The organism is Vibrio genomosp. F10 str. ZF-129 (assembly GCF_000287055.2).
In the GTDB taxonomy this organism is placed as follows: Bacteria; Pseudomonadota; Gammaproteobacteria; order Enterobacterales; family Vibrionaceae; genus Vibrio.
Genome location: NZ_AJYQ02000072.1, coordinates 1 through 694, shown reverse-complemented (window position 1 = coordinate 694; position 694 = coordinate 1). Strand labels below are relative to the sequence as shown.

The window sequence follows — 694 nt, the reverse complement described above, 5'->3', positions numbered from 1 at the left end:
GTGCGTTGTTCACCACTTAATTGGGCGTTAGCTGAAACGAGGATTACAATGGATTACTGGATTCACTACTTATTCGCAGAGCACTCTGAAAGTGAACTTAAGGATTGGGCGTCACGATTGCAGTTCTTTCGCTATCGTAGAGCATATGGTGGTCATGCAAACGATGGAGATTCTCTTGATGTTGCTCTCAAGTATGACTCTACGAAAATGCTAGTGGATATACTTAGATATCTGGGCATTGAACCGACCGTTTATTCTGATAAACCAAAGCAACCAACACCTAGCACTAGTTATACTTATGAAGAGTATTGCTCATTCCCATCGTTGATATCTGGAACAAAATGGGTCGAGCAACCTAGTTATTGCAATATAGACGGGATAAAAGTACATATAAGTTGCGAACGAGAAATTATTAAGATATCGCTAAATCATCAAGACAAATATACCGTCACAACTGAGGATATAGAGTGTGCCGAAAAGTTGGAAAGAAAACTGGGTGAATTAAAGCAGCATATAGTAGACCCACCAAGAGATATTAAACATTATGTATGTCCTAAATATTACCCCGACATCTTTAGCTAACAAAGCGTTTAAGGCGGATTCCCAACGCATGGCATTTTTAGTTTGAATCAGCTTTAGTGTTTACGACACAATGGTTTAGGTAGGGTGGTCTGCGTTGCTCACCACTTAACGC

The 694-nt window shown here is 40.1% G+C and carries 1 protein-coding gene; it reads left to right on the top strand.

Translation table 11 applies throughout. The features are described from left to right. On the top strand, positions 1-582 hold a 582-nt coding region (locus A1QO_RS07315), incomplete at its 5' end, for a hypothetical protein (protein ID WP_206743926.1). Positions 583-694: the final 112 nt, after the last annotated feature.